The sequence below is a fragment of the Streptomyces sp. NPDC047917 genome, from assembly GCF_043204345.1.
Classification (GTDB): Bacteria; Actinomycetota; Actinomycetes; order Streptomycetales; family Streptomycetaceae; genus Streptomyces; species Streptomyces sanglieri.
Map to the genome: position 1 here is coordinate 185,488 of NZ_JBIDCA010000007.1, position 26,944 is coordinate 212,431.

The following is a 26,944-nucleotide window of genomic DNA, read 5'->3' on the forward strand; positions in this document are numbered from 1 at the left end:
GATGCCCGCCGGAGCATCGTGAGCGCGTGATACCGCAGTCCCCATTCCGTCATGAGCCCCTGGCTCCCCGGTATGAGACGGGGAGCAGGGGCAAGGGAGGCAAAGGGACAAGGGGGGAGGGAGCCGGGAAGGCTGGGCAGGGGTGGGGCGATGCCCGTGCTACGGCAGGCGGTCGAGCAGCCAGGTGCAGAGTTCCTCGGTCACCAGGCTGTGTCCCTCGTTCCGGGAGGCGAACTTGAACTCGTCCAGACCGCCGGTGCCTTCCGGCAGCGAGGAGATGTCCTTGTACAGGTTCTCGTCCGTGTCCGGGTCGGCGACGTCGACCGCGCTGACGGACGGCACGAAGCAGTGCGACCGGATGCGCACATCGGTCTTGAAGCCGAGGATCGCGTTGAGGGCGTTGAGCCCGTCGGCGAGGATGCCGAAGCCCTCCAGTGAGCCGCCGGGGGCGCCATCGATCGACGGAAGCCCTTTCGTACGGACCTCGTTGGTCTTCAGCGTCACCACCCGCAGCTTGGCGACCAGCTCGTCCGGACCCGGCGCCTGCGTGTAGAGCTTGGTGCCGATGACCGACAGACCCTTGCCCTCCAGCGCCAGTTCGCCCACCCGTACGTCGGTGCCCTCGCCGTCGCCCCTGCCGTTGGCGACACCGATCAACCGGGGCCGGCGCGGCCATTCGCCGACCGCCTGCATCTCTGCCAGGAACGCGCCGCGCTCGTCGCTCTGGTCGGGGGTGCTGTCCCACTTCTCGATGTGGCGCCACAGCAACTGGCGGGCGGCCGGGCTGTTGATCTGGTCCGAGAACCGGCTGTCGAGATCCTTGATGTAGTGCGCGAACGCCTGGAGCGCGATCGGGATCCAGGCGCCCCGGTGCGGGCTGTCGTAGGAGAAGTACAGAGCCGTCCGGTGGTCCACGCCGTTCTGCTCCAGCTTGGCCAGCGCGTGCCGGGTGACGAGCCCGCCCATGCTGAACCCGCCGACCGCCAGCGGTGTGTCGCCCCGCTGCTCCTCGATGGCCCGCATGATCGCGGCCTGCGCCGTACGGGAGTTGTCCAGAATCGACGCACTGCGCTCGTCGAAACCGAGGAGGACGACATCGTGGCCGCGTCGGCGCAGCTCGCTGATGAGCGCGTAGTCGCCGAACTCCATGATCTGCCAGGAGAATTCCAGCTCGCTCGGCCCCGTGCTGAAGCCGTCGGCGAAGACGACCGGCCGCACGAGAGCGGTGTTCCCCTCGCCGTAGTAGACCCAGGCGGTACCGCCCGGCAGATCCCACACCTCGCTGGGCCGCAACGGGAGGGAACCGGGCCGCTCGGCGTCCAGGCGCGGGCCGGGGGCCAGCGCGATGGCGGGCCGGTCGCGGAGCCCGGAGACGATCTGCTCGTGGGTGGGTTCGGACATGGTTCGTTCCCCTTTGGGTGGTTCGTAACAGCCGGTGCCAAGAGGAACACGCGGAGTAGTCGACCGGTAGGGAATGGGGATCAAACCACCCCCAGGTGGGAGCCGGTTTCGGACACCGGGCGTCCTGGTCCCGCGACTTGGCCGGACGGTCCGGTCCTGCGGGTGTGGTCGTGCGGTCCGGTCCAACGGGTGTGGTCGTGCGGTCCGGTCCTGCGGCTTGGCTGCGTGGCCGGATCCTGCGGTCTGATCGTGCGGCCCGGTTCTGCGACTTGGCCGGACGGTCCGGCTCTACGGTTTGATCGTGCGGTCCGGTTCTACGACTTCGCCGGGCGGTTCGTCCGCACGGTTCGTCGGGCCAGTCCGGCCCGTACGTCGTTCATCCGGCTGTGCACGCCGTCCGCCGGCACGGCTCCGCCGGGTCCGGTCGGCGCGGCGATCTCTTCGCCCCGGCACGGCCTGCACCTGCCGCCGATCAGGGCCTCCGCGCTGCCCGGTGTGCGGCACTCGCTGCATTCGAGGGTGCGCAACACCGTTCGCCGTTGCGTCGGAGTGACTCGTTCGGGTGGCATCTTGTCGGTGAGCCGCCTGCGGACGAGGGCCGCCGCGTGGTGGACGGGGGTGGGGAGCCCGTCGGTGAGGGCGTGCAGCAGTTCCGGTTCCGAGGCGCCGCGCTCGAACCAGGCGTCGACCTGCGGTTCCAACGAGGTGCAGTCGGCCGCCGACAGGGTGAGCGAGGGGGCGGTGCGTCCGAGCGCGGCGAGGAGCGTGAACGCCCGGGACCGGGTGGGCCGTCGGGGCCGCTCGGGTGGTACGTCGCCCCGGGTGAACGCCGCCCACCACTCGTTGTCCCGCGCGGTCCGGGAGAAGAACGTCCGGGTCACCCAGAGCAGCACCTCGTCGTTGGCGACGCACTCGCTGCCGCGCCGCAGATGCCCGGCGTCCTGGAGCCTGTTGAGGGCGGTGCGTAGTGCGCACTGCCCGTACGGGAGGTGTTTGGCCAGCGTCTTCACGGAGATGTCGGCGCCTTCGGGCAGCCGGTCGATGTACGCGGCGATGGACGCCTCGCGCGGCGGCAGGTGTCCGAACTCGCGGTCGGCCGACGGATGTTCACCCGGTGCGGAACGCTTGCCGTACCCCGGATTGGCCATCGGGTGCGGGGGTGCGGGCGGGGGTGCGGGCAGCGATACATGCGGCGGGCACGGGGTAGCACTAAGCTGACTGACAGCCATCAGATCGCTCCTTCGAAGCGGTCGAAGTGGTCAGGCCCCTGTTCTGGTGTTGGTAGCACCGGCAGGGGCCGTCCTGCGTCGTGGAGCATTGCTCCGTATTCGGCACGCTAGAGCGTCACCACGGTCGGTGGCAAGTCGGTCACAAAAGGTCAACTCGCTGCTCGGGTGGGGTGGGTGGAAGGTGTCCCACCTCCCCATCCTTGAAAAGAGCGCTCGGACTTCGCGGCTTGAGCCCCGGGGAGGACCGGGGGCGATCCGGGGGCGACCCAGGGCGCTCCGCAGGAGAGCCGTACCCCGCCGGGGGCGTGCGAATGGTGGGAGTGCGCTGGCCGTGATGTGTGCGCGCCCCCTGCTGTTGAGGTGGAGAAACGGGCCGCGGGGCCAGGGGCCGTGCGATCGGACGCGAGTGGTTGTGATCTTGACGCTGCGGGCCGTCGGCCCGCCTTCCCGTTCCTCTCTCCTGTCTCCCGCACCTCTCGGAGGAGTCCCGTGCGTATCCGTTCGATCCTTTCCCTCGCCGTGTCCGCCGTCGCGACCCTGGCGCTCGCCACCCCCGCCCAGGCCGCCGACGACGGCTCCTACCTCATCCGTGACGTGAACGGCGGCGCGTGTCTCGCGGGCGGCGACGGCCCGCTCGGGGGTCACGTCGAGCCGTGCAACCCCGGCACCGTGTGGGAGATCCACAACCAGGGCAACGGCCTGGCCCGGATCGTCGAGGCCCGGGGCGAGGGCCGCTGCCTGGCGCTCTCGCCGGTCCGGATCTACCCGCCCGCGGTGTGGGTGGCCCCGTGCGGCAGCCAGCCCGACCAGTGGGCGATCCAGGACACGGGCGACGGCGAGCCCGTCGTCATCGCCCTGAACCGGGGCGAGTACGGCTACCTGTCCACGCGGGACGGCCGTGCGGTCCTGCTCCCCGAGGCCCGCCCCCAGTGGATCCTGCAGCGGCTCGGCTAGGGGCGTTCGTCTGGGCCAGGCCGGGCCGGGCCGGGCCAAGCCGGATCAGGCCGGATCAGGCCGGACCAGGCCGGATCAGGCACCCGGGCACGCGAGCCCGGGTGCCTGATCCAAACGAGAGGCCCCGGGAGCGTGGGCCGGTGACGAGCAGGCCGTCGAGGCTTGGTGGCCGGATCTCCGGCGGTCCGGGGGCGCCGGCTCCATAGGGAGGATCACGGACAGGAGGCGGCGTCGGGCTCAGTCGCCCGATCGACTGCCGAGATCCGCGGACAGCGCCGCGTAGATGTACTCGCTGCCCCAGCGATCCCCGTCGAGGTCGTTCTCGACCAGGTGCGCCTCCCGGCGCATCCCGAGGCGCTCGCAGACCCGCACGGACCCGGTGTTCTCCACATCCAGCCGTGCGTAGAGCCGGTGCACGCCGAGCGTGTCGAAGGCAAACCCGGCCAGCGCCGCGGCCGCCTCGGTCGCGTAACCGTGCCCCTGGTGAACCGGGTCGACGGTCCAGCCGATCTCGGCCTGGGCGGCGCGGGCATCGGCCAGGGCGAGGCTCACCTCGCCAAGGACCCTGGGCTCATCGCGTCGGCAGACAGCGAGCGCCAGCTTGTCCCCGTCGGCGCGCCAGGCCGTCTGCGCCGCGCGCTCGGCGGCAACCTGCTCGCTGCGCTCACGCGTGTGCGCCGGCCGGTACAAGTAGCGCGCCACGCCCGGCAGGCTCTGGTAGGCGTACAGGTCGTCGGCGTCGCCGGGGGTGAACAGCCGCAGCGACAACCGGGCCGTGGTCAACGGCAGCAGAGAGGCGACGTCCATGCGGACCTCCGGGACGCGGATGCGGATCAAGTTGCGGACTGATTTTCGCATCGCGACTGCCCGGCAGCCACGCCTTTTCAAGAGCAGCGCTCGGCAGCGCACTTCACCACGAGGCGCGGCATTCCAGGAGTACGAGGCGCTGCATTCCACGAGTTGTCCACTGACCCACGCTCCTGGCCGGCCGCACATCCCGCGACCGCGACCGGGCCCGGGGCCTGAGCTCCGGGTCCGGCCGGTCCGGTCAGTCGCGGCGGGGGCCGATGACGGTGTTGCCGTCGTGGACGGTGATCGCCAGGGCCGGGCAGATGTCGGCGGCGTCCAGGATCCGCTCGTCGGGCTCGATGCCCTCGGACCGGGCGCGGGCGTGCTCGCCGTCCAGGGCGAACACCTCGGGCACGGTCCCGGCGCACATGCCCGAGCCCTGGCAGAGCCCGTGGTCGACGCGTACGTTCCAGTTCATGGCGGTCACCACTCCACCGGCATCACGCGCGGGCCGCGTACCAGCATCTCGGACTTCCAGGTCACGTCACCGGCCGACCGCAGGTCCGGGAAGCGCGTGATGAGGGCGGCCATCGCCTCCTGGAGCTCCAGCCGGGCCAGCGGAGCACCCAGGCAGTGGTGGACGCCGTGGCCGAATCCGAGGTGCTGGTTGCCCTCGCGGGCGATGTCGAGGACGCCCGGGGCGGAGAACCGCAGCGCGTCACGGTTGGCGGCGCCGACGGCGACCAGGACCGGGCTGCCGGCCCGGACCAGCGTCCCGCCGACCTCGATGTCCTCGGTGGCGTACCGGGGTTGACCGGCGCCGCTGCCCAGGGGAACGAAGCGCAGCAGCTCCTCCACCGCGTTCGGGACGAGCTCCGGCTCGGCCCGGAGCCTGGCGAGCTGGTCCGGGTGGTCGAGCAGGGTGAGGACGAAGTTGGGGATCTGCGAGGCGGTCGTCTCGTGGCCCGCGACCAGGATGCCCACGCACAGATCGATCAGTTCGAGCTCGGAGAGCCGGTCGCCGCCGTCCCGGGCCTCGATGAGTGCCGTCATCAGGTCGTCCTGCGGTGCGCGGCGGTGCTGGTCGATCAACCCGGCCATGTAGGCGCGCAGTTCCTCGCGGCTCGCGTCGAACTCCTCGGCGGTCAGGGAGCTGGTCGACAGCGCGTCGTCGCTCCAGACCCGGAAGCGCGGCCGGTCCTCGGTGGGTACGCCCAGCATCCGGCAGATCACGGCGACCGGCAGCGGCAGTGCGAACAGGTCGACCAGATCGGCGGGCGGCCCCGCGGCCTCCATCTCGTCGAGGAGGGCGGCGGTCAGCTCCCGGACCTGGGGGCGCAGCTTCTCGACCTGGCGGACGGTGAACGCCTTGGCGACCAGCGAGCGCAGCCGGGTGTGGTCCGGCGGGTCCATGCCGAGGATGCCCCCGTCGCGCTGCCCCTCGGACTGCCGGGGCTCGTCGTGCGAGGCGGCGGCGGCCCGGCTGAAGCGCTGGTCGCCCAGGACGAGCCGGGCGTCGGCGTAACGGGTGACGAGCCAGGCCGGTTCGCCGTACGGCAGCTGGACCTGTAAGAGCCCCGACCGTTCACGCACGTGCTCGTAGGCCTCGGCCAACTGGAGCCCGTCGGGGGTGTTGAAGGGGTAGGCGAGGGGTGCGACATCTGCTGTGGTCACTGCGGCCTCCCGGATGTAAGCAGCTGCTTACAACGGTAGGAGCGGCTCTTGTGAGCAGTCAACGACGCTTTACGGCCGTTATCCTGACGGGCCGTTCGAGAGGAATGCCGCCATGGAGACCGCTTCCGCCCCGCCGCCCGAAGAGCGCCGCAGGGATGCTGCGGCCACCCGTCGCCGCTTGCTGGAGGCGGCCCGGGACCTGTTCGCGGAGCGGGGTTACGAGGGGGCGACGGTCCGGGAGATAGCGGCGCGTGCCGGCGTCAACCAGGCGCTGCTGTTCAGGTACTTCGGCTCGAAAAGGGGGCTGCTCACGGAGGTCGTCGCGCTCGGCGGGCTGGAGCAGCTGCGGGCGACGCCGCCGGAGGAACTGTTCGAGACCGCGCTGCGCTCGATGCTGACCCGGAGCACGGAGGGCCCGGAGGACCGCTCCCTGGAGGTCTATCTGCGGTCGGTCGGACGGGGCGACGAGGCGGCCGGAACCTTGCGGGAACTGGGCGAGGCGTACCAGAGCGCGCTGGCCGGGCTGTCCGGAGCCCCGGACGGTGAGCTGCGCGCGGATCTCGCCATGGCCTGGCTGCTGGGAATCGGCCTGATGCGGACGGTCGTCGCCCGGGAGCCCCTGGCCGGGGCCGATCCGGACGACGTGTGCCGGCTGGTGCTCGGGACGCTCGGCCGTCTGTGGACGGAGCCGGGGCCGGGGTCCGAGCCGAAGCCGGGGCCGGAATCGGGGCCGGATTCGGCCCCGACTTCGGGCGAGGGCGGCGAGTAGCGCCCGTACGAAGAGTGCGGCCGGGCCCGGGACTTGAGCCCCGTGCGTGGTCCGGGGCTCAAGTTCCGTGCGCTGGTCCGGGGCTCGGGCTTCGTACCCGGCCCGGAGTTCGGGCTTCGTACCGGCCCGGGGTTCGGGCTTCGTGCCCGGTCCGGGGCTCAAGCCCTCTACGTGGTCGGGGGCTCGGGTCATCGCCCGGCCCGGGGCTCAAGCCCGTACGCGGACCGAGGCGTTCGGGTCAGCGGTTGTTGCGCTCGAAGACGGCGAAGGCCGCCTCCTGGCGCCACTCGGTTGCCGCCTTCGGGTTGTCGGCGAGGTAGCGGGCGCAGCGCGTGCTCGGGTGGTCGGTGCCGGGCTGGTTGCCCCGGCAGGCGGAGACCGGTCGGTAGCCGGACCGGGCGGAGCCGGTCGCCCACAGGCTGCGGCCCTCGCGGAAGGCGTAGTCCAGCGAGGCGCGGGCCAGGTCCTTCAGCTCGGTGTAGCCGAGCCCGTACGTCTTGGCCGCGTACTGGTACTCGTGGCTGATGTCGATCCGGGAGACGCCCGGGTCGTCGGTGGCCAGCACGATCGGGACGCCGTAGCGGCGGTAGGCGTTGAACGGGTGGTCGGCGCCCGCGATGCCGAGGATCTGCTTGTTGCTGGAGAACGGCACCTCGACGGCCACGTTGCGCCGCGCCATCGTGCGGGCCAGCTGCCGCCAGTCGTTCTCGTGGACCAGGTCCACACCGTGACCGATGCGCTCGGCGCCGGCGACGAGGACGGCCTCGCGGATGTGGAAGGTCAGGTCCTTGGGCTTGACCAGGCCGGGGGCCAGCTCACCGGCGTGCAGGGTGAGGTGGGAGTCCGGGTACTGGCCGCGCAGGTACTTCAGCATCCGCATCTGGAGGCTGTAGTCGGCCAGTGCGCTCTCGCCGTCCTCCGGCTGCACGAGGTTGACCGCGAGGAACCTCGGGTCGCGCTCGGCCAGCCGCATGCCGACCGCCATCTGAGTGAACACCCGTGCCGGTGAGCTGCCCCGGGACACCTGGGAGATCCACCTGACGGGGAGCTTGCAGCCCGGGTCGGGGTGGCGCGTGTCGCAGTGCGCGGCCTTGCGGAACTGTACGTCGGTGTCGTCGGCCTCCTTGACCGCCTCGTCCACCACCCGGTCGAGCTGGCCACCGGCCACGAGCTTGCGGTGCAGGGCGGCCAGGTCGGCGTCGTAGCCCACCTTCTCGGCGAGCGCCTTGCTGGCGTCGGACGCGGGGGTGACCAGGGTCTCCAGGTAGAACTGGTTCTGCTCGACCACGGTGTTGGCCACGTTCGCGAGCATCTTGCCGCGGGTGTACCAGGTGGCCATGCCGAACTTGCCGAACGTGTCGAAGAAGTGGTCGTGCCCGGACTGGTCGGCCGGGAAGTCCTGCATGGACCAGGCCCGGATGATCCGCTGCCGGAACGCGGCGTCGTGCTTCGCGTCGGCCGCCGGCCTCTTGCCCGGCCCGCACGGCGGCGCCACGGCGGTGTCCGTCGCGTCGATGCACAGCCCGTCCTCGATCGCGAGCTGGATCAGGTACTCGGTGGTGACCGCACCCGACAGGTGGTTGTGCAGGTCACCCCCCTTGGGCAGGGCCTTGAAGAATGCCTTCAGCCGCGCCGGCCGGTTCTGCAACGAGGCGAGGCGTGCGGAGGTCCTGGCCTCGGCCGGGGTCGTGGGGCGGTGCAGCGCCTGCGCCGCGGGCCGCGGCGACGGCTCCGTCGCGGTGGAGGCGGCGGCGGCCGGGATCGCCGGAAGCAGGGTCAGTACGGCGAGCGCGCCGAACCCGGCCGCGCGCAGTGACTTGGGACGGTTGGCCGTCCGGAATGTTGAGATCACCGCCGAATGATTGCGTCCGGCGGGGCCGCTCCTCACCCAAATCGCATATATGGCCTGAAACGTCTACACGATCGGGTGGAAGGGCGGGAGGCAAGTACCTGACTCGGGGGAGGCGAATGCCGGAGGGAACGTCCGGCCCGACGCTCGGCAGGATCGCCCGCCCAGGCGTTGTCGGCGCTGGGTGATATCTGTTCTGCCATGAACATTGATCAGGCCGATCCGGCGGAGCTGGCCCTGCTCCGCAGTACGTTCGGGACCGGGGCCGCCCCACTCGGCCAGGAAGCGGTGAGCGCCTTCGAGGCCCGCCACGGCATCGTGCTGCCGGAGCCGTACCGCACGTGCGTGGCGGAGATATCCGACGGCTGCGAGCAGGGGCCGCCGGACTTCGGTCTCATACCGCTTGCCGAACTGCCCCGCGACTGGGGCGCCGGCCGCGCCGAACGGCAGCTCGCCCTGCCGTTCCCCCTCACCGAGAAGTGGATCTGGGACGCGGACGAGGATCTGGACCCGGACGAAGGCGTTCCGAGTTCCGTCTTCGACCATGGCTCGATCGTGCTCGGCACCGATGGGTGCGGCATGTACTGGCACCTGATCGTCACCGGCCCGCAGCGCGGGCACGTCTGGTGGATCAGCGGCGAGGGGGCCTACCCCTTCTCCGGGGAAGGATCCTCCGGGGACGGATCCTCCGGGGACGGACCCGGTTTCGCCGCCTGGGTGAAGCACTGGGCCGACGGCAAACCCTGGTAGCGAAACCGGTTGTTGGACGCCCTACGCGTTCTTGAGGTCCGCGACGAACGACGTCCAGGCGGTGGCCCGGAAGGTGAGTGTGGGGCCGTCGGACACCTTGGAGTCGCGGACGGGGACGATGCCGGGGTGACCGGCGGCGACTTCGAGGCAGTCGCCGCCGCTGCCCCCGCTGTAGGAGGACTTGTGCCAAGTCGCGGCGGAAAGGTCGTAGTCAGAACTGCTGATCTTCATGAGCGTAATCCTCCGCCACCGACTCGATCAGGGCCAGGGAAGCCTGGGGTGACAATGCGCTGGCCACCACCAGATCGTAGGTCAGTTCGTAGTGTCTGACGGTCGCCGGATCGTCGTGCAACGTCCCTGAACCGAGGCTCTGGAGGTACGCGAGTGGCGGCGCGTCCCGGAAGGACATCAGCTTGAGCTGGCCTTCCATGGCCATGTGGGCACCCGCGTTGAACGGCAGCACCTGCACGATGATCCGGTGTTCGCGAGCCAGCTTCAGGATGTGGCGGAGCGCCTCTGCCATCACCGCCGGGCCGCCGACCACTCGGCGTAGCACCGTCTCGTCGAGAACCGCCCAGAACATGGGTGTTGTTGGGTCGGCGAGAACCCGCGCCCGCTCCAGCCGTGCCACGACCAGGTCGTCGATGACGTCCTCCGGAGCCGTCGGTTGGTAGGCACGGATCACTGCGCGGGCGTACATCTCTGTCTGCAACAGCCCTGGGATCAGCTGCGGCGCGTATTCCCTGATGGTCTCCGCGAGAGCCTCCGCGTCGGCCGCCTCCGCGAAGTGGTCCGGGTACTTCGATTTCTTCAGGGCGGCGCAGTTGCGGACGAAGAACCCGTCCGCCTTCAGGACCTCGTCCAGCTTCTGGGCCTGGTCCAACTGCATCCGGCGTGTACCGGACTCCAGTTGTCCGATGAACGATCCGCTCACGAAGAGCGGCTGGCCCAGCTCGTCCTGCGAGAGGCCCGCGCCCTCCCTTCGATGGCGGAGTTCCGCGCCGAGCAGGGCGCGTGGCGAGGAGGACGGGTCGAGTTTCTTGGGCCCCGGCATGACAACTCCCTGTGACACATGTGCGGTTGTTGGTTCTGCGCCTCTTCCAGGTTAGCGACGCGTTGGACACGCTGGGTATGCATTGTCATTACTCAGCGTGGAAAGGAATGGATCATGACGATCAAGGAACGGCGCGTGACGGTGGAGGGCAGAGTGCGGGCAGCGGAGGACGCGGTGACGCGGTTGAAGGAGGGGTTCTCGGGTGTCGGGATCACGATGCCGTCGCTGCGGATCGACCCGGTGTCGTGTGCCGGGAGCGACCCGGCGCCGCCGCTGGTCGACCTCGGCCGGTGCAATCTCGACACGGCGCTGCGGCTGAGCGTGGTGCTGGAGGCACAGGGGCTGGCCGGCCATGAACGGTGAAGGGCGTGAATCGTGCGGGCCGGAGCCGGGTTCGTTCGCGGTGGACACGAGAGATGGGCGGGTGGGTCGTGTGATGGGGCGCGTCGGGCCGTACGTACAGCTGCGGGCGCCGGGTGGTGGGGCGGAGTGGGACTGCCCGCCGGAGTCGGTGCGCCCGGCACCGCTGGGGGAGGTGTTGCGGGCCCGGGTCCGGGAGGTCAACAGGGAGGGGAGGCTGCCGTGAAGGCGTCGCTGCGCCGGGTGTGATCCGGCGATGGATATATGGATACAGGGAAGGGCGACACCCGGGCCGGGTGCCGCCCTTCGATCGGGGCGACGAGGCCGGCCGTCGGCGGTGGGTCGCTGCCTTTCTCACACGATCGTGGGACGCTGGTGGGAGCGGCGGACTGCCGCGGAACCGTCGATCTACGCTCCTCTGACAGGCCACAGGAGAAGGGACTCGCGATGACTGCCGCGATGGTCGAGAACGACCGGACCTCTGAGGGCCGCCCGTGGGATTACCTGCTGCAGACGTGGCGTGAACTGGACGTGCCCGAGGGGTGGCGCGCCGAGATCGACGAAGGGCAGATCGTCTTGGTACCTCCGCCTCATGCGCATCACAACGGCATCGCCGCCAAAGTGCAGCGCAGGCTTTACCGGAATCTGCCCGACGAGCTGGAGATCTACCAGACCCTCGGTGTTCACGTGGCCCCGCTCGACAGGCTCTACGTGCCGGATCTGGTGGTCATGCCCTCGGATCTCATCGACGCCGCCGATCCGGAAGTCAACGACCCGATGGACGCGGCGGACGCGCTGCTCATCGTCGAGGTCACCTCGAAGGGCAATGCCCGGGACGACCGGACGAAGAAGTACCGCGCCTATGCCCGCGCGGGCGTGCCGATGTATTTGCTGATCGACCGGTTCGACACGCGCGGGGCGATGGCCACGCTGTTCACGGAGCCCAATGAGGACGGGACGTACAAGCACTCCGACCCGGTGCCGTTCGGGAAGCCGCTCAGCCTGCCCGAGCCGTTCGGTACGACGCTCCTCACGGATGAGTTCCCGGTCTGAGCGGACACGGGTGAGGGCGGCACCCGGCGACCGGGTGCCGCCCTCACTCATGTCCGCGGGCCGGGTCAGACCCCGGCCGGTTCCTTCGAGGGGGTGTCGGGCGTCGTCGGGCCGCCCGTTGCCGCGACCGTGGACTCGGCGGGTTCCTGGGAGACGTTGAACTCCGTCAGCAGGTCCTTGCTGAAGCCGAAGAAGTACGTCGCGAGGAACCCGGCGAAGTAGCCGACCAGCAGGCCGCCCGCGTAGATCGCGATCGTGGTGCCCAGGCCGTGGTTGCCGTCGAGCAGGGGGAACAGGGCCCAGCCGGACGGGCCGATGGCCGTGGAGCCGACCTTGTCACCGAGCTGGTTGAACAGGCCGATGAAGCCGCCGCCGAACGCGCCGCCCACGCACGCCGTGATGAACGGGCGGCCGAGCGGGAGGCTGACGCCGTAGATCAGCGGTTCGCCGACGCCCAGCAGACCGGCCGGGAGGGCGGACTTGATGGTGCGGCGGATCGACTCGTTGCGCGGGAGGCGGAAGTAGACCGCCGCGGCCGCGCCGACCTGGCCGGCGCCCGCCATCGCGAGGATCGGGAGCAGGACGGTGTAGCCCTGCTGCTCGATCAGAGTGGTGTGGATCGGGATGAGCGCCTGGTGCAGGCCCAGCATCACCAGGGGCAGGAAGAGACCGCCGAGCACGAAGCCCGCGCCCGCGCCGCCGTTGGAGAGCAGCCAGTCGGCGAACGTACCGATGGCGGTGGAGACCTCGCCGGCCACGTACATCAGGCCGAAGATCGTCACCAGGCCGGAGATCAGGACCGTGAGGGTCGGGGTGACCAGCACGTCCAGTGCCTCGGGCACCCAGCGGCGGCACCACTTCTCCACGTACACCGCGAGCACCGCCGCACCGAGCGCGCCGAGCACGCCGCCCTGTCCGGGGGAGAGCTTCTGGCCGAACGCCTCGATGTTCGCGACGCCCGGGAAGACGATGATCGCGGCGACCGCACCGCCCAGGATCGGCGTGCCGCCGAACTCCTTCGCCGTGTTGTAGCCGACGAAGACGGCGATCAGCGCCATGAAGCCGGACGCCATCGCGGCCAGGGCGGGGGTGACCGAGGTCAGCCAGCCCAGGTTCACCAGCAGGCCGTTGAGGCCGGCGATGATGCCGCAGCCGATGAGCGCCGGGATCAGCGGGACGAAGATGTTCGCGATCCGGCGCAGGAACAGCTTGAACGGGGTGGCGTTCTTCGCCTTCCGGGCCGCCTTCATGGCGGCGCCCTGGGCGGCCAGTTCCTCCGCCGAGACGGAGGGCGCGGCCTCGCCCGGATCGGGGGCCGTCGCCCGGCCCTCCTCCACCAGCTGCTCGAACTCCGGTGTGACCCGGGCGACGGTGCCGGGGCCGAGGACGATCTGGTACGTGTCGTCGTCGACCACTCCCATGACGGCGGGGACCGCCTTCAGGGCCTCGTCGTCGACGAGCGAGCGGTCGTGCAGGCCCAGCCGGAGCCGGGTCATGCAGTGGGCGATGGAGCTGACGTTCGCGGCGCCACCGACGAGCGGAAGGATCGCGGCGGCGGTGGCGCGGTTCTTGTCTTCTGTTGCCATGGTGCGTGGTGCCTTGCTGTGCGGGGGTGCGGAGGTGGAGCCGGTGGGTCAGGTGGTGCGGGGGGCGGCGGCGAGGGCGGCGCGGAGGTGGCCGTCGGACGCGGTCAGGAGGGAGGCGGCGGTGGGGCCGTCGACCTGGCCGAGGATGGTCAGGATGGCGTTCTTCACCTCGCCGTCGGTCGCGGCGAGGGCGGCCTCGATCTCCTCGTCGGAGGCGCCGGTGGCGAGCGAGACGATCCGGCGGGAGCGGGCGCGCAGCTTCTCGTTGGAGGCGCGGACGTCGACCATCAGATTCCCGTACGTCTTGCCGAGCCGGATCATCGTGATCGTCGAGAGCATGTTGAGGACGAGCTTCTGGGCCGTGCCCGCCTTGAGCCGGGTGGAGCCGGTGAGCAGCTCCGGGCCGACGACGACCTCGATGCCGTGCTCCGCCGCTGCGCCCAGCGCGGAGTCCGCGTTGCAGGACAGGCCGATGGTCAGCGCGCCCTTGCTCCGGGCGTGCTCGACGGCTCCGATCGCGTACGGCGTGCGGCCGGAGGCGGAGATGCCGACCACGGTGTCGTCGGCCGTCAGCTCCAGGGCGTCGAGGTCGGCGGCGGCCAGCTCCTTGCTGTCCTCGGCGCCCTCGACGGCCTTGACCATGGCGGTCGGGCCGCCCGCGATCAGGCCGATGACCTCGGAGGGGTCGGTGTTGAAGGTGGGCGGGCACTCGCTGGCGTCGAGCACGCCGAGCCGGCCGGCGGTGCCCGCGCCCGCGTAGATCAGCCGGCCGCCGCGGGCCATGCGCTCGGCCGTGCCGTCGATGGCGGCGGCTATCTCGGGCAGCCGGGCGCCCACGGCTGCCGGGACGGTCTGGTCCTCGCCGTTCATGATGCGGGCGATCTCGATCGTGTCGAGCTGGTCGATGTCGGCGAGCTCGGGCCGGAACGCCTCGGTGGTGAGCGTCGCGAGCTGGGCGCGCAGCTCGCCGTAGCCGTCGGGGGCGGTGGCGTCGGCGTCGGTGGTGGAGGTCATGGAGGGCGGCTCTGCTTTCTCGGTCTCGTGCGGTTCAGCGGGTGCGGGGGGTTCGCGGATCGGCGGGCCGGTCAGCGGGGACGCGGGGTGTGGCGATGGGCCAGCGCTTCGTAGGAGGCGGCGAGGGCCGGTGCGGCCGTCTCGTACGTACGCTGCGCGACGCCTATGAACAGGCAGTCGACGACGAGGAGCTGGCTCGTACGGCTCGACATGGCGGCGGGCCGCAGCTCGCTCTCCCGGGCGGTGGACGTGGTCAGTACGTGGTCGGCGTACTGCGTGACCGGGCCGTCGGGACGGCCGGTGATCGCGATCGTCGTCGCGCCGCGGTCGAAGGCGACCCGCAGCGGCTCGATCACGTCGACCGTGGAGCCGGAGTGCGTGATCGCGATGGCCACATCGCCGGAGCGGAGCTGCACGGCGTTGGTCACCGCGAGGTGCGGGTCCGTGTGGGAGTGCGAGATCAGGCCGATCCGGGCCAGCTTCTGCGCGAGGTCCTGGCCGACGAGGGAGGAGGCGCCCACACCGTAGATGTCGATGCGGCGGGCGGTGGCGGCGGCGGCCACGGCGGCACCGAGCTGGACGGTGTCGAGCCCGGCGGCGGTGTCGGCGAGGGTCTGCTGCTCGTCGTAGGCCAGCTTGGCGACCACGTCGGCGATCGGATCGTCGACCGCTATGTCGGCCGTGACGGAAGGGGCCCGGCCGGACTGCTGGTGCGCGGCGAGCCCGGCGAGGGCCAGGCGCAGATCGCGATAGCCGGGGTAGCCGAGCAGGCGGGCCGTGCGGACCACGGTCGCCTCGCTGGTGCCGGTGAGCTCGGCGAGACCGGTGACCGTGAGGGCTGCGCAGCCGGCCGGATCGCCGGCGACGGCCTCGGCGACGCGCTGCATGGAACGGGTCATGGACGGCGCGAGCGTACGGACCTTGGCCGCGAGGGCCGCCGGGGCGGGCGGGGAGTCAGCGTTGAAACTTTCCTTCAGGTCATGGGTCACCTTTGAAAGATATTTTCAACCGGGTTGGCCGTCAACCCCCCTTTGGTCCCCTTCTTCACCGGTCCGCGGCCGCCGCCTCCGGCAGCGCGGAATCCTCCGGCAGCGCGGCAGCGGAAACCTCCGGCAGTGCGGAAACGGGAACCTCCGGCAGTGCGGAAACGGGAACCTCCGACAGTGCGGAAACGGTGATCGTGAGCGCGCGAGGCGCATTCGCGGGCCGGGTGACAATGGGCCCATGGAGATGAATCCCTTGGAACAGGCGCTGCACACGGCCCGTGCGCTGGTCATGGCAGATCTCGCCGCAGGTGACGTCGCGGAGGCCGGGATCGTCTCGCTGGTCGAGGACGCGGTGACGCACCGCCGCTGGTGGGTCGAGCAGTGGCCCGACGGTGCCGCGTTCGTGGTGGGCCTGGTCGCCCAGGACGTGCAGGACGCGCTGCTCGAACGGTACGGGCGGTGGCCGCTCTGCCCGGTCTGCGACGCGGGCGACCCGCACGCCCTCGACGTGGAACCCGAACTCGGGCCGGACCCGCACTGGGTGTGCACCAAGGCCGCGGTGGCCGTGGCGCCGGTCGGTTCGCTGAGCGGGATACTGCGGCGGTGACGCTCTACATCGACCCGCCCGAGTGGCCGGGACACGGGCGGCTCTGGTCGCACCTGGTCAGCGATGTCTCCTTCGAGGAGCTGCACGCCTTCGCGGCGTCCATCGGCTGCCCGCCGCGCGCCTTCGAGCGGGACCACTACGACCTGCCGGAGGCGCGGTACGAGGACGCGGTGCGGGCCGGGGCCCGGCAGATCGGCTCGAAGGAGCTCGTCCGCCGGATCACGGAAGCGGGGCTGCGACGGCCCAAGGGGCGGCCCGCACCGGGCTGAGGAATCCCGGACGGATCCCGGCCGTCACCGCGCCTGAGCGGCCCGGCGCGGCCGGGACGCTCAGGCGCCCGTCGAGGGGGCGCACACCTCCGCCGGGTGCTGCGACGTCACGGCCGGGGCGCCCGCCACCAGCCGCGACGAGCCGGCCCGGACGCGCTGGAGCCGCAGCGAGAACACCACGGCCACCAGTGCCAGTACCGTCATCGCCGCCCCGGCCCACGCGGTCGCCGCGAAACCGAAGTCCGCGTCGATCACCGCGCCACCCAGCCAGGGGCCACTCGTGTTGCCCAGGTTGAACGCGGCGGTGGTCGTCGCACCGGCCAGCGTCGGGGCGGCGCCCGCGACGTTGAACATCCGGGCGTTGAGCGCCGGGGCCGTGTAGAACGCCGACAGGCCCAGCAGGAACGACAGCCCGACAGCCGCGACCTGGCTCGACGCGAACAGGGCCAGCGCGGCCAGGAAGACCGTCGAGGCCGCGATACCGCTCATCAGCACCCCGAAGAGATGCGCGTCCGCGACCCGGCCGCCGATCGTCGTGCCGACCAGCGCCCCGATCCCGAACAGCGCGAGCACCGTCGGCACCCAGCCAGAGTCCAGCCCGGCGACATCCGTCAGCAGCGGGGCGAGATAGCTGAACGCGCAGAAGACACCGCCCGCGGCGAGCGCCGTGATCACGATCGACAGCCACACCTGCCGGTCCCGGTAGATGCTCAGCTCCTGCTTGAGCCGGGGCTTCTGCTCCGGCAGCGGGATGCGCGGAATCAGCGTCGACACTCCGACCAGCGCCACGGCGGACGCCGCGCCCACGGCCCAGAACGCCGACCGCCAGCCGAGGTTCTCACCGAGGAACGCGCCCAGCGGCACGCCCAGCACATTGGCGATCGACAGACCGCCGATCATCACGGCCATCGCACGGGCCCGCGAGTTCACCGGCACCATCGCGATGGCGACGGCCGCCCCCACCGCCCAGAACCCGGCACAGGCGAACGCGCTCACCACCCGGGATGCGAAGAGCACCTCGTACGTCGGGGCCAGCGCGCCAGCGACCTGACCGAGGCCGAAGACGGAGATCAGGGCGATCAGCGTGGTGCGGCGGGGCAGCCGGAGCGTGGCGACGGCGAGCAGCGGCGCGCCGATCACCATGCCGATCGCGAAGGCGGATATGAGAAGTCCGGCGCGGGGTATCGACACGTTCATGTCGTCGGCGATGGGCGGCAGCAGCCCGGAGAGCATGAACTCGCTGGTTCCCAGGGCGAAGACCGAGAGACCCAGGATGTACACGGCCAGGGGCATGCGGGAGCGGCGAGAGACAGAGTCGGGCATGACAGCTGCCAACAGCGATCGGGGCCCGCGCATTCCCCGCTGCCGCAGGTTCCCTGCCGCCGCGCGTTTCCTGCTGTCGCGCGCCCCTGCTGCTGCGTGTTTCCCGCTGTCGCGCGCCCCTGCCGCCGCGCGCCCCTGCCGCCGCGCGTTTCCCGCTGTCGCGCGCCCCTGTCGCTGCGTTTCCCGCTGCCGGGGGCCGTGGCCGGGTCTAGTGGCTGAGCAGCTCCAGCTCGGTCAGCAGGTTCTGCCGCGCGCGCGGCTCCCAGTGCTCCGCCCCGTACGGCGTCCGGAACAGCCGGGGCAGCCCGAGCAGCTGGCGCAGCACGGTCGCCCGCCCCTCGCGGAACGCGTCGTCGGGCACGAAGCCGTACTCCTCGCGGACCTGAGCCGCGTAGGCCGCGTACTGCCTCGGGGACGCCGCGAGGATGGCCAGGTCCGCATCGCAGAGCACCTCGCCGTCGAGGTCGCCGGCCGCCGGGTCGTGCGTGACGGTGAGCCGTACGAGACGGGCCACCTCGGCCGTGACGGCCTCCGGCACACCGGCCTCGGGCAGGGCACGCTCGGCCAGCGCCGCGCTGCGCTCCTCGTTCTCGGACCGGTCGGGCCGGTACACCGCGTCGTGGAACCAGGCGGCGAGGCGCACCGCGTCCGGATCGGCCGCGTACTGGGCGAGCGTGTCGATGTGATCGAGCACCGCGACCAGGTGCGCGGTGGTGTGGTACTTGCGCTGCGGTTCCGCCCAGCGGTCCAGCAGATTGGCGGCGTACGGCAGCGGGTCCGGATCCTCGGCGCCTCCCCTGGCGGCGACGAGACAGGCGCGCCAGCGGTCGCGCAGACCGTCGTCGGTGCTGCTGCGAGGGGGTCGGGCCGTGTCGTCCATGCCCCGAGGCTAAGGCGTCCGGCCCCGGGTTTCAGGCATCCGGCCGCTTCGGGGAACGGGAGCAGGGGGTGGGCGACACGGCGTGGGGCTGGAGCGGGGGTATGGGGTATGGGGCGGGAGCGGTGTCCGCTAGCGTGCGCCCGTGATGGACGCGATGGATGTGATGGATCTGACGGACCCGGCGGGCCGGACGGCCCCGATGGATCTCAACGCGGATCTCGGTGAAGGGTTCGGGCACTGGACCCTCACCGATGACGACGCGCTGCTCGACTGCGTCACCAGCGCCAATGTGGCCTGCGGCTTCCACGCGGGCGACGCCTCCGTGATGCGGCGGGTCTGCGACACCGCGGCCGCCCGGGGCGTACGGATCGGTGCCCAGGTCGCCTACCGCGATCTGGCCGGCTTCGGACGCCGCTCGATGGATGTGCCGCCCGCCGAGCTGACCGCCGAGGTCGCCTACCAGATCGGTGCGCTGCGGGTGTTCGCCGAGGCGGCCGGTTCCGCGGTCTCGTACGTCAAACCGCACGGCGCCCTCTACAACCGCGCCGTCCGGGACGACGAACAGGCCGCCGCCGTGGTCGAGGGCGTCCGGCTGGCCGGCGGGGGGCTCGCGGTCCTCGGGCTCCCGGGGTCGCGCCTGCTCGCCCACGCCGGGGCCGCGGGCCTCACCGCCGTAACGGAGGCCTTCGCCGACCGCGCGTACACGCCCGAGGGCACGCTGGTCCCGCGCGGCGAGCCCGGCGCGGTGGTGCACGACGCGGACGAGGTCGTACGCCGCAGTGTCGGGATGGCGGTGGACGGCGGCGTCCTCGGCGCGGACGGCAGCCGGATACCGGTGGTGGCGCGCTCGCTCTGCGTCCACGGAGACACTCCGGGCGCGGCGGCACTGGCGCGCAGGGTCAGGGCGGCGCTGGAGGCGGCGGGCGTGACCGTGCGGGCGTTCGCATGAGTCCGGGCACGGGGACGGGGATGGGGATGGGGACGTGCGCGGGTGCGGGCGCGGGAGTTGGTACGGGCGCGGGTGCGGGCGCGGGGGTTGGTACGGGCGCGGGTATGGGCGCGGGGGTTGGTACGGACACGGGGGTTGGTACGGACGCGGGTGCGGGTTCGTGGGGGTATACGAGTGCGGGCGTCGAGGTGCTCCCCGCAGGGCCCGGCGCGCTGCTCGTCGAGCTGTCCTGCGGTGAGCACGCCGAGGCGTTCCACGCCGAGCTGCTGCGGCGCCGGGCGCTCGGTGAGCTGCCCGCCGTGCGAGAGATCGTCCCCGGTGCCAGGACCGTCCTCCTCGACGGCATCGCGGACCGTACCCCGGACGGCCGCGCGCGGCTCGCCCGTGAGCTCGCCTCCTGGCGGATACCGGCGCTGCGACGCGACAGCGGGGAAACCGTCGAGATCCCGGTGGTCTACGACGGCCCGGACCTCGCGGACGTCGCGGCGGCCTGGGGCGTCACCGTCGCCGAAGTGCCCCGTATCCACGCCGGGACCGAATTCCGGGTGGCCTTCTGCGGGTTCGCCCCCGGCTTCGGCTACCTCACCGGGCTCCCCGAGCGCCTGCACCTGCCGCGCCGCGCGACCCCGCGCACCCGTGTCCCGGCCGGTGCGCTGGCGCTCGCGGGGGCGTACACCGGGGTGTACCCGCGCCCGTCGCCCGGCGGCTGGCAGCTCATCGGACGGATGCCCGAGCCCGGCGGGCTGTGGAACCCGGCCCGCGAACCGGCCGCGCTGCTGAGCCCCGGGGCGCGGGTGCGCTTCGTCGCGGCGGAGGCGCGGTCGTGACCGGCGCCGTCGAGGTGGTCCGGGCCGGTGCGCTGACCACCGTTCAGGACGCCGGCCGCATCGGCTGGGCGCACCTCGGGGTGCCGCGGGCCGGTGCCCTGGACGCCCCCGCCCGGCGGCTGGCCAACCGGCTGGCCGGGAACGGGGCGGACGCTGCGGTGCTGGAGACGACCGTCACCGGCTGCGCGGTCCGCCCGGACCGGCCCGTCGTCGCCGTCGTCGGCGGGGCGCCCTGCCGGGTCACCGTCGACGGGCGGCCGGCGGCCTGGGGGGCTCCGGTACGGGTTCCGGCCGGCGCGGTGCTCGACGCGGGGCCCGCGGTCCGGGGCCTGCGCGGCTATCTGGCGTTCGGCGGTGGCCTGGTGCCGGAACCGGTGCTGGGCAGCAGATCGGCCGACCTGCTCTCCGGGCTGGGCCCGGCCCCCCTGCGCGACGGGGACGTACTGCCCCTGGGACAGGCCCCGGCAGGGCTCCCGGGCGCCGACGCCCTGCCCTGGCCGGGTGCGCCCGCCGAACTCGTACTCCCGCTGTACCTCGGCCCCCGCCACACCTGGTTCACCGACGAGGCGCTGCGCACGCTCACCACGGCCGAGTACCGGGTCTCGGCGCACAGCAACCGGATCGGGCTGCGCACCCTGGGCCCGGCCCTGAACCGGGCCCGTGCGGGCGAGCTGCCCAGCGAGGGGATGGTGCTCGGGGCGGTCCAGGTGCCGCCGGACGGGCGGCCGGTGGTCTTCCTCAACGACCATCCGACGACCGGGGGCTACCCGGTCGTCGGCGTGGTGCACGAAACCGCACTCGCGGGGGCGGCACAGGCGGTGCCGGGAACCCGGGTGCGGTTCGTGCGGGCGGGCTGAGAAGCGGGCGGGTCGGGGAGTGGACGGGAGTGGGAGGCGGGCGGGTCGGGGAGTGGGAGGCGGATGGGGCGGGAACGGGTCCTACGCCGCTGCCCTGAAGCCCCGCAGCCGCAGCGAGTTGCCGACCACGAAGACCGACGAGAACGCCATCGCGGCACCCGCGATCATCGGGTTGAGCAGTCCGGCCGCCGCAAGGGGCAGGGCGGCCACGTTGTAGGCGAAGGCCCAGAACAGGTTCGTACGGATGGTGCCGAGGGTCTTGCGCGACAGCCGGATCGCGTCCGCCGCGGCCCGCAGGTCCCCGCGCACCAGCGTCAGGTCGCCGGCCTCGATCGCGGCGTCCGTGCCGGTTCCCATCGCCAGACCCAGATCGGCCTGGGCGAGGGCGGCCGCGTCGTTGACGCCGTCACCGACCATGGCGACCGAACGGCCCTCCTCCTGGAGGCGCCTGACGACGTCGACCTTGTCCTCCGGCATGACCTCCGCGTACACCTTCTCGATCCCGACCTCGGCCGCGACCGATTCGGCCACCGCCCGGTTGTCGCCGGTGAGCAGGATCGGGGTCAGCCCCAGGGCCCGCAGCCGCCGGATGGCCTCCGCGCTGGTGTCCTTCACCGCGTCGGCGACTTCGAGCACCGCCCGCGCCTCGCCGTCCCAGGCCACCGCGATGGCCGTCCGGCCGGCGGTCTCCGCCTCGGCCTTGCGCCGGGCCAGCTCCACCGGGAGGTGGATCTCCCACTCGGCGAGGAGCTGTTCGCGGCCGACGAGGACGGCATGGCCCTCGACGACGCCCTGGACGCCGAGTCCGGCGATGTTGGCGAAGTCCTCGGGGGTGGGCAGGGGTGCGCCGGTGCGTTCGGCGGCTCCGGCGGCGACGGCCTGGGCGATGGGGTGTTCGGAGGAGTGCTCCAGTGCTCCCGCGAGCCGGAGCGCGTCGGTTTCGTCGGTGCCTTCGGCGGTGTGGATGTCGAGGAGGGTCATCCGGCCGGTGGTGACGGTGCCGGTCTTGTCGAGGACGATCGTGTCGACGCGGCGGGTGGTCTCCAGGACTTCGGGGCCCTTGATCAGGATGCCGAGCTGGGCGCCGCGTCCGGTGCCGACCATGAGGGCGGTGGGGGTGGCCAGGCCCAGGGCGCAGGGGCAGGCGATGATCAGTACGGCCACCGCCGCGGTGAACGCGGCGGTCAGCCCCCCGCCGTTGCCGAGCCAGAAGCCGAGCGTGCCGAGCGCCAGGGCGATGACGACGGGTACGAAGACGGCGGAGATCCGGTCGGCGAGGCGCTGGGCCGCCGCCTTGCCGTTCTGGGCGTCCTCGACGAGCTTCGCCATCCTGGCGAGCTGGGTGTCGGCGCCGATCCGGGTGGCCTCGACGACGAGCCGGCCGCCCGCGTTGAGCGTCGCCCCGGTGACGGAGTCGCCGACCCCGACCTCCACGGGGACCGACTCACCGGTCAGCATCGACGCGTCCACGGCCGAGGCACCCTCGACGACGGTGCCGTCGGTGGCGATCTTCTCGCCGGGGCGGACCAGGAACCGGTCCCCGACCTGGAGTTCGGCGGTCGGCACGGTCATCTCGTGGCCGTCGCGCAGCAGGGTCACTTCCTTGGCGCCGAGTTCGAGCAGCGCCTTGAGGGCCGCGCCCGCCTTCCGCTTGGACCGGGCCTCGAAGTAGCGGCCGGCCAGGATGAACGCGGTGACCCCGGCGGCGGCCTCCAGGTAGATGTTGCCCGCGCCGTCGCTCCGTCCGATGGTCAGCTCGAAGGGGTGCGTCATGCCGACCATGCCCGCCGTCCCGAAGAACAGCGCCCACAGCGACCAGAGGAACGCGGCCGTGGTGCCGACCGAGATCAGCGTGTCCATCGTCGCCGCACCGTGCCGGGCGTTGGTGAACGCGGCCTTGTGGAACGGCCAGGCGGCGTACGTGACGACCGGCGCCGTCAGCGTCAGCGAGAGCCACTGCCAGTAGTCGAACTGGAGCGCCGGGATCATCGACATCGCGATCACCGGCACGGCGAGCGCGACGGCGGTCAGCAGCCGCTGCCGCAGGGGCCGCAGCTCGTCGGCCTCCGCGGCCCCGGGGGCGCCCTCCTCGGCGGTGCGCACCGGGGGAGCGGGCTCGTGCGCGGTGTAGCCGGTCTTCTCGACGGTGGCGATCAGGTCCTGTACGGAGATGTCCTCGCCCCGGTAGCTGACCTTGGCCTTCTCGGTGGCGTAATTGACGGTGGCCTCGACACCGTCCATCCGGTTGAGTTTCTTCTCGATGCGGGCCGCGCAGGAGGCGCAGGTCATGCCGCCGATCGCGAGCTCGACCTCTGCGGCAGCACCGGTGGCGGTGCCGGTGCCGGTTGTGGCGGTGTGCGCGGACACGATGTCCTCCCTGGCGGTAACGTTCCGGTCTATACCCCTAGGGGGTATCCGTTGTTGATCCAGGTATACCCCCCTCCCCTATAAAACGCAAGGGTGGATGTGCCGTCCGGGGCGGGGCTGTGAGCGTTCGATCACGCGATGTGCGGCTGACCTCACGTATCTTCGCCTGGCGTCGAGGCTGCGCCCTCGGTGTACTGACCCGTAGGCTGGCCATTGGACTAGACCTATTGATGCTTCCTGGAGGATTGGGATCCCATGAGCAACCGTGCACTCCTGGAGGTGATCGCTCTCGACGCGGAGGACGCGATCGCGGCCCAGGCGGGTGGTGCGGACCGGCTTGAGCTGGTCACCGACATGGCGGCGGACGGCCTGACCCCGTCCTGCGCGACCTTCGCGGAGATCCGGGCGGCGGTGGACATTCCGCTGCGGGTGATGCTCAGGGTGGCCGACGGCTTCGCGGCCGGCGACATCGAGGTGCTGGTGGCGAGGGCGCGCGAGCTGCGCGCGGCGGGCGCGGAGGAATTCGTGCTCGGCTTCCTCGACGCCGAGGGACACCCTGACCTGGTCGCCGTCGAACGGCTCGTCGCCGAGCTGGACGGCTGCCGCTGGACCTTCCACCGCGCGATCGACCGGGCCGTCGACCGGGACGCCCTGCGCAAGCAGCTCGCGGACCTGCCCGGCCTGGACACGTACCTCACCGCGGGCTCGGCGAAGGGCGTCGACGACGGCATCCCGACGCTGCTGGTGGAGGCGGCGCGCAAGGGCGAACCCGGGTACGAGCCGCAGATCCTGGTGGGCGGCGGACTGCGGCTCGAACACCTGCCGGAGCTGCTGGCCGCGGGCATCGACGCGGTGCACATCGGCGGTGCGGCGCGTCCGCACGGGTGGTCGGGACCGGTGGACGCGGCGGCGGTGCGGGAGTGGCGGACGGTGCTCGACGCGTAGTGGGGCGCGCTGCGGGGCGGGTGCGCGGGGCGTTCCCGGACCCCCGCCCGCTGCCCTCGAACCCCGGACCCCCAGACGGGCGGGGGCGCGGCCTCGGACCCCCGCCCCTCAGACGCCGGAGGGGCGGGGACGTCCGCCGGAGGAGTTCAGGGGCGCAGCTCGGCCGGCAGCTCCGCCGCGTGCACCACCGTCAGGCCCGACACCGCTCGGGTCAGTGCCACGTACAACCGGCGCAGGCCCGTCCGCTCGTCCGGTTCGCCGTCGACCACCGCGGCCGGCTCGTCCAGTACCACGTAGTCGTACTCCAGGCCCTTCGCCAGCGACGCGGGGACCAGGGTCAGACGGGACTCGGCGGTCGTCTCCTCGCCCGGGGAGAGGTACGCGTGCCCCGCCGCCGTCAGGGCCTGCGCCAGCGCCGGGATCCGGGCGTCGGCCGCGATCAGGCCGATCGAGCCCTCCCGCGACAACGACTCGTCGCACGCCGCGAGCACCGCCGCGTCCAGCTCCGCAGGCCCGGCCACCTCCCGCACCTCCAGCGAACCCGGCGACTCACGCACCGACTCCACCGGGGCGAGGCCCGGCGAGATCGAGGGAAGCAGCCGCGAGGCGTACGCGATCACCTCGCGCGGCACACGGAAGCCCGCCGTCAGCTCCTCCACCACCGCGTCCGACTTGCCGAGGTGGTGCAGCGCCTGCGCCCAGCTCTGCGTCGACCACGGCGTCGTGCCCTGCGCCAGGTCGCCGAGAACCGTCGCCGAACCGGTCGTGCAGCGCCGGCCCACCGCCCGGTACTGCATGGGGGACAGGTCCTGCGCCTCGTCGAGCACCACATGGCCGAGCGAGTGCGTACGCGCCACCAGATCGCCGGCCTCGTCGATGAGCACCGCGTCCGCCGCCGACCACTTCGCCGACTTCACGCTCCGGGCCGGCTTCTCCCACAGGATCGTCTTCTGCTCGTCGCCGGTGAGCAGGCCCTCCGCGTGCGCGGCCAGGAACTCCGCGTCCGACAGCAGCCGCAGCACCAGCTTCGCCGGGTCGACGGCCGGCCAGATCGCCTTCACGGCCGCCTTCACGGCGGGGTTGCGGGCCACCGCGTTCTGCACCCGGTCGTCGGGGGCCTCGCCCGCCTCCTCCATCCGGACCAGGACGGCGTGCGCGATGCGCTGCGGAAGCGCGTCGTGGGCGGCCCCGTACCGCATGTCGCGGGCCAGCAGCTCGTCGACCATCTCCGCGATCTCGTACGCGGGCACCCGCCAGCGCCGCGAACCGCGCACCACCACGACCGGCTCCACCGGGGGCGTCACATGCGAACGGATCGCCCGCCGCAGCACCTCGGCCATCCGGGCGTCGCCCTTGACGACCGCGGCGGCCGCCGGGTCCGTACCGCGCACCTCGACGCCGGCCGTGACCAGGTCGTCGACGGTCGCCTGCTGCACCGCCAGCTCGCCCAGGGCCGGCAGCACCTGCTCGATGTACTGGAGGAAGGACCGGTTCGGCCCGATGACCAGCGTGCCGGTGCGGGCCAGCCGCTCGCGGTGCGCGTACAGCAGATACGCCACCCGGTGCAGGCCGACGGCCGTCTTGCCGGTGCCGGGCCCGCCCTGCACGCAGACCGTTCCGCCCAGCTCGCTGCGGACGATCTCGTCCTGCTCCGGCTGGATCGTCGCGACGATGTCGCGCATCGGGCCGACGCGCGGCCGCTCGATCTCCGCCTGGAGGAGCCTGCTGGTCTGCGTGGCCTCGGTGGGGTCGGTGAGGTGCTCGTCCTCGTACGCGGTCAGCTCACCGCCGGTGTAGCCGAACCGGCGGCGCTGCCCCACGTCCTGCGGGTCCTTCCTGGACGCCCGGTAGAACGGCTGCGAGACGGGCGCGCGCCAGTCGATGACCATCGGGTCGCCGTCGGAGTCGTGGACGTGGCGCCGCCCGATGTAGAACTGCTCGCCCTCCGCCCCCTCGGCCTGCTCGCCACCGACCCGGTGCAGATAGTCCAGGCGGCCGAAGAAGAGCGGGGTGTGGGCGAGATCGGCGAGCGACTTGATGCGCTCGTCGATCTGGGCCTGGAGGACAGCCGCGTTGACCCAGTTCGCGGTGACATCGCGGATGTCCAGGGCCTGGGCGTCCTCGCGCATGGCGCGCAGCGCGTCGCGCGACGCGGTGAGATGGGCGCGTTCGCGAGCCAGGGGATCGGTGGTGGTGTCGCTTTCATGTTCGTGCGCGGGCACGGTGTTGCCTCCGGCTGTTCAACGCAGGACGGCGGACCGCATCCGGCCCCGGTCGGTGTTCGGGGGCGATGCGGTCCGCTCGGGGATCGATCACGGGTACGCGCAGCAGGTGCGCGTACGGCTGTCGGCCGGTTTCCGTCCGGTCGGCGGCGCTCCCCCGGCTGCCGGCGCGGGCCCTGGCGGGCCGCCGGTACCACGGTGCGGGAGGCGGGCAGACCGGCGATTGTATC

Annotated in this window: 27 protein-coding genes; 12 read left to right on the plus strand and 15 right to left on the minus strand. The window is 72.1% G+C overall.

Annotation, left to right across the window (positions count from 1 at the left end):
- Window positions 1-159: 159 nt before the first annotated feature.
- The gene (locus ACGF8B_RS18630) at window positions 160-1,401 is read right to left on the minus strand and encodes an esterase/lipase family protein (RefSeq protein WP_392739607.1); all 1,242 of its coding nucleotides are present in this window, start codon (window positions 1,399-1,401) and stop codon (window positions 160-162) included.
- 314 nt (window positions 1,402-1,715) lie between these two features.
- Window positions 1,716-2,549, minus strand: a complete 834-nt coding sequence (locus tag ACGF8B_RS18635; RefSeq protein ID WP_392739609.1) for a hypothetical protein — start codon at window positions 2,547-2,549, stop codon at window positions 1,716-1,718.
- Between the two features lie 570 nt (window positions 2,550-3,119).
- Between ACGF8B_RS18635 and ACGF8B_RS18640 the strand changes: the two genes are divergently transcribed.
- Complete coding sequence (locus ACGF8B_RS18640; RefSeq protein WP_392739611.1) at window positions 3,120-3,584, plus strand: hypothetical protein; 465 nt, start codon at window positions 3,120-3,122, stop codon at window positions 3,582-3,584.
- A gap of 237 nt (window positions 3,585-3,821) precedes the next feature.
- On the opposite strand, the gene ACGF8B_RS18645 is transcribed toward ACGF8B_RS18640, so the two are convergent.
- The 3 genes from ACGF8B_RS18645 to ACGF8B_RS18655 all read right to left on the minus strand — a co-directional run bounded on the left by ACGF8B_RS18645 (window position 3,822) and on the right by ACGF8B_RS18655 (window position 6,047).
- A complete protein-coding gene (locus tag ACGF8B_RS18645; protein WP_392739612.1) occupies window positions 3,822-4,391 on the minus strand; it encodes a GNAT family N-acetyltransferase in 570 nt (189 codons plus the stop codon).
- A gap of 241 nt (window positions 4,392-4,632) precedes the next feature.
- Complete coding sequence (locus ACGF8B_RS18650) at window positions 4,633-4,851, minus strand: ferredoxin (protein WP_392739614.1); 219 nt, start codon at window positions 4,849-4,851, stop codon at window positions 4,633-4,635.
- Window positions 4,852-4,856: 5 nt separating this feature from the next.
- The gene (locus ACGF8B_RS18655; RefSeq protein WP_392739616.1) at window positions 4,857-6,047 is read right to left on the minus strand and encodes a cytochrome P450; all 1,191 of its coding nucleotides are present in this window, start codon (window positions 6,045-6,047) and stop codon (window positions 4,857-4,859) included.
- Window positions 6,048-6,159: 112 nt separating this feature from the next.
- On the opposite strand from ACGF8B_RS18655, the gene ACGF8B_RS18660 reads away from it, so the two are divergent.
- Window positions 6,160-6,816, plus strand: coding sequence for a TetR/AcrR family transcriptional regulator (locus tag ACGF8B_RS18660; protein WP_392739618.1), 657 nt, complete (start codon window positions 6,160-6,162; stop codon window positions 6,814-6,816).
- A 238-nt stretch (window positions 6,817-7,054) separates the two neighbouring features.
- Here the strand turns inward: ACGF8B_RS18660 and ACGF8B_RS18665 are convergent, their stop codons facing one another.
- Window positions 7,055-8,668: an adenosine deaminase gene (locus ACGF8B_RS18665; protein ID WP_392739620.1), complete on the minus strand. Its 1,614-nt coding sequence runs from the start codon at window positions 8,666-8,668 to the stop codon at window positions 7,055-7,057.
- Between the two features lie 198 nt (window positions 8,669-8,866).
- Between ACGF8B_RS18665 and ACGF8B_RS18670 the strand changes: the two genes are divergently transcribed.
- Window positions 8,867-9,415 (plus strand): SMI1/KNR4 family protein, encoded by a 549-nt coding sequence (locus tag ACGF8B_RS18670; protein ID WP_392739622.1) that lies wholly within the window; start codon window positions 8,867-8,869, stop codon window positions 9,413-9,415.
- Window positions 9,416-9,436: 21 nt separating this feature from the next.
- Here the strand turns inward: ACGF8B_RS18670 and ACGF8B_RS18675 are convergent, their stop codons facing one another.
- The gene (locus tag ACGF8B_RS18675; protein ID WP_392739624.1) at window positions 9,437-9,646 is read right to left on the minus strand and encodes a DUF397 domain-containing protein; all 210 of its coding nucleotides are present in this window, start codon (window positions 9,644-9,646) and stop codon (window positions 9,437-9,439) included.
- Window positions 9,627-10,469: a helix-turn-helix transcriptional regulator gene (locus ACGF8B_RS18680; protein ID WP_342284326.1), complete on the minus strand. Its 843-nt coding sequence runs from the start codon at window positions 10,467-10,469 to the stop codon at window positions 9,627-9,629. The genes ACGF8B_RS18675 and ACGF8B_RS18680 overlap by 20 nt, the downstream gene beginning before the upstream one ends.
- 114 nt (window positions 10,470-10,583) lie before the next feature.
- Between ACGF8B_RS18680 and ACGF8B_RS18685 the strand changes: the two genes are divergently transcribed.
- The 3 genes from ACGF8B_RS18685 to ACGF8B_RS18695 all read left to right on the plus strand — a co-directional run bounded on the left by ACGF8B_RS18685 (window position 10,584) and on the right by ACGF8B_RS18695 (window position 11,882).
- Window positions 10,584-10,832: a hypothetical protein gene (locus ACGF8B_RS18685; protein WP_392739626.1), complete on the plus strand. Its 249-nt coding sequence runs from the start codon at window positions 10,584-10,586 to the stop codon at window positions 10,830-10,832.
- Window positions 10,822-11,055 carry a hypothetical protein gene (locus tag ACGF8B_RS18690; RefSeq protein WP_266913742.1) on the plus strand — a complete coding sequence of 78 codons (234 nt, stop codon included), beginning with the start codon at window positions 10,822-10,824 and terminating at the stop codon, window positions 11,053-11,055. The genes ACGF8B_RS18685 and ACGF8B_RS18690 overlap by 11 nt, the downstream gene beginning before the upstream one ends.
- 221 nt (window positions 11,056-11,276) lie before the next feature.
- Window positions 11,277-11,882: a Uma2 family endonuclease gene (locus ACGF8B_RS18695; RefSeq protein WP_342284324.1), complete on the plus strand. Its 606-nt coding sequence runs from the start codon at window positions 11,277-11,279 to the stop codon at window positions 11,880-11,882.
- A gap of 65 nt (window positions 11,883-11,947) precedes the next feature.
- On the opposite strand, the gene ACGF8B_RS18700 is transcribed toward ACGF8B_RS18695, so the two are convergent.
- The 3 genes from ACGF8B_RS18700 to ACGF8B_RS18710 all read right to left on the minus strand — a co-directional run bounded on the left by ACGF8B_RS18700 (window position 11,948) and on the right by ACGF8B_RS18710 (window position 15,471).
- Window positions 11,948-13,468 carry a PTS transporter subunit EIIC gene (locus ACGF8B_RS18700; protein ID WP_392739629.1) on the minus strand — a complete coding sequence of 507 codons (1,521 nt, stop codon included), beginning with the start codon at window positions 13,466-13,468 and terminating at the stop codon, window positions 11,948-11,950.
- Between the two features lie 48 nt (window positions 13,469-13,516).
- Window positions 13,517-14,482, minus strand: coding sequence for an N-acetylmuramic acid 6-phosphate etherase (murQ, locus tag ACGF8B_RS18705; RefSeq protein ID WP_392739631.1), 966 nt, complete (start codon window positions 14,480-14,482; stop codon window positions 13,517-13,519).
- 71 nt (window positions 14,483-14,553) lie between these two features.
- On the minus strand, window positions 14,554-15,471 hold the full coding sequence (locus ACGF8B_RS18710; RefSeq protein WP_124717189.1) for a MurR/RpiR family transcriptional regulator: 918 nt from the start codon (window positions 15,469-15,471) through the stop codon (window positions 14,554-14,556).
- A gap of 235 nt (window positions 15,472-15,706) precedes the next feature.
- On the opposite strand from ACGF8B_RS18710, the gene ACGF8B_RS18715 reads away from it, so the two are divergent.
- Window positions 15,707-16,075, plus strand: coding sequence for a hypothetical protein (locus tag ACGF8B_RS18715; protein WP_072487914.1), 369 nt, complete (start codon window positions 15,707-15,709; stop codon window positions 16,073-16,075).
- Entirely contained in the window at window positions 16,072-16,344 is a 273-nt protein-coding gene (locus tag ACGF8B_RS18720) for a DUF4031 domain-containing protein (RefSeq protein WP_392739634.1), read from the plus strand. The genes ACGF8B_RS18715 and ACGF8B_RS18720 overlap by 4 nt, the downstream gene beginning before the upstream one ends.
- 60 nt (window positions 16,345-16,404) lie before the next feature.
- On the opposite strand, the gene ACGF8B_RS18725 is transcribed toward ACGF8B_RS18720, so the two are convergent.
- Together ACGF8B_RS18725 and ACGF8B_RS18730 are read right to left on the minus strand one after the other, a co-directional pair.
- Window positions 16,405-17,637 (minus strand): Cmx/CmrA family chloramphenicol efflux MFS transporter, encoded by a 1,233-nt coding sequence (locus ACGF8B_RS18725; protein WP_392740120.1) that lies wholly within the window; start codon window positions 17,635-17,637, stop codon window positions 16,405-16,407.
- A 238-nt stretch (window positions 17,638-17,875) separates the two neighbouring features.
- Window positions 17,876-18,547, minus strand: a complete 672-nt coding sequence (locus ACGF8B_RS18730) for a hypothetical protein (RefSeq protein WP_392739636.1) — start codon at window positions 18,545-18,547, stop codon at window positions 17,876-17,878.
- A gap of 199 nt (window positions 18,548-18,746) precedes the next feature.
- On the opposite strand from ACGF8B_RS18730, the gene ACGF8B_RS18735 reads away from it, so the two are divergent.
- The 3 genes from ACGF8B_RS18735 (at window position 18,747) to ACGF8B_RS18745 (ending at window position 21,180) form a co-directional block, all read left to right on the plus strand.
- Window positions 18,747-19,496 carry a LamB/YcsF family protein gene (locus ACGF8B_RS18735; protein WP_392740123.1) on the plus strand — a complete coding sequence of 250 codons (750 nt, stop codon included), beginning with the start codon at window positions 18,747-18,749 and terminating at the stop codon, window positions 19,494-19,496.
- A gap of 188 nt (window positions 19,497-19,684) precedes the next feature.
- Complete coding sequence (locus tag ACGF8B_RS18740; RefSeq protein ID WP_392740125.1) at window positions 19,685-20,323, plus strand: allophanate hydrolase subunit 1; 639 nt, start codon at window positions 19,685-19,687, stop codon at window positions 20,321-20,323.
- Complete coding sequence (locus ACGF8B_RS18745; RefSeq protein WP_392739638.1) at window positions 20,320-21,180, plus strand: biotin-dependent carboxyltransferase family protein; 861 nt, start codon at window positions 20,320-20,322, stop codon at window positions 21,178-21,180. The genes ACGF8B_RS18740 and ACGF8B_RS18745 overlap by 4 nt, the downstream gene beginning before the upstream one ends.
- 81 nt (window positions 21,181-21,261) lie before the next feature.
- On the opposite strand, the gene ACGF8B_RS18750 is transcribed toward ACGF8B_RS18745, so the two are convergent.
- Entirely contained in the window at window positions 21,262-23,547 is a 2,286-nt protein-coding gene (locus ACGF8B_RS18750; protein WP_392739640.1) for a heavy metal translocating P-type ATPase, read from the minus strand.
- 255 nt (window positions 23,548-23,802) lie between these two features.
- Between ACGF8B_RS18750 and ACGF8B_RS18755 the strand changes: the two genes are divergently transcribed.
- The gene (locus ACGF8B_RS18755; RefSeq protein ID WP_392739642.1) at window positions 23,803-24,492 is read left to right on the plus strand and encodes a copper homeostasis protein CutC; all 690 of its coding nucleotides are present in this window, start codon (window positions 23,803-23,805) and stop codon (window positions 24,490-24,492) included.
- Window positions 24,493-24,638: 146 nt separating this feature from the next.
- Here the strand turns inward: ACGF8B_RS18755 and ACGF8B_RS18760 are convergent, their stop codons facing one another.
- A complete protein-coding gene (locus ACGF8B_RS18760) occupies window positions 24,639-26,714 on the minus strand; it encodes a HelD family protein (RefSeq protein WP_392739644.1) in 2,076 nt (691 codons plus the stop codon).
- Between the last annotated feature and the right edge of the window lie 230 nt (window positions 26,715-26,944).